We start from the raw sequence: 660 nt of genomic DNA, 5'->3' as shown, positions 1-660 counted from the left end.
AAGCTCGACACCATGACCCCTATGCCGATGGCCGCGGCGATGGCCAGTTGCAGCGCCATCACGGCGATGGCGGTGCGATCCAGATGGTATTGGGTCTCGGCCACCCCGAGTCGGGCGGTCAAGAGGTAGTGGCGATCCGGCGCCCCCATGGCGCGGCGCAGTCGTCCCAGCAGCCAGCGCAAGGCGTCGGGCAGCCAGAGCGCCATGGCCAGCAGCCAGCCTCCGGCCACGAAGAGGGCCCCCGGCAGGCCGGTTTGTGGCAGCCAGAGGCACAGTGCGCAGAGCAGCAGTATGGTGATGGCAAGCCCCCGCCGACGCCAGATATGTCGCGGCGGGCGGCTGTTGCCTTCGCGCAGTGCAAGGGGCGATTGGCGCAGCAGCTGCCACCAGCCGGGCAGGTTGGCGGCAAGGGTCCCCAGCAGGCCTATCACCAGCGCCTTGAGCAGGCCCAGAGGGGAGAGACGCAGCAGATCGATGGGATTGGGGCCATAAAGGTCGGCCAGCGCCTGGGTCAGTTGCCCCATCAGCGTCAGGGCTAACAGGCTACCAAGCACCAACCCGAGCAAGGTGCCCAGGGTGGCGAGGATCAGCAGCTCCAGCACCAGCCAGCGCAGCAGCCTGCTCGGCGGCAGCCCCAGAATGATGAGCTGGGCCAGCTGG

Annotated in this window: 1 pseudogene; it reads right to left on the bottom strand. The window is 68.3% G+C overall.

The features are described from left to right. Nucleotides 1-660 (bottom strand): annotated as a pseudogene (locus AAC083_RS23405) (cell division protein FtsX); the annotation flags it as partial.

The organism is Aeromonas sp. HMWF014 (assembly GCF_963878295.1).
Lineage (GTDB): Bacteria > Pseudomonadota > Gammaproteobacteria > Enterobacterales > Aeromonadaceae > Aeromonas > Aeromonas popoffii.
Note: the sequence above shows the minus strand (reverse complement) of the source record. Positions and strands in the feature narration are given on the sequence as shown.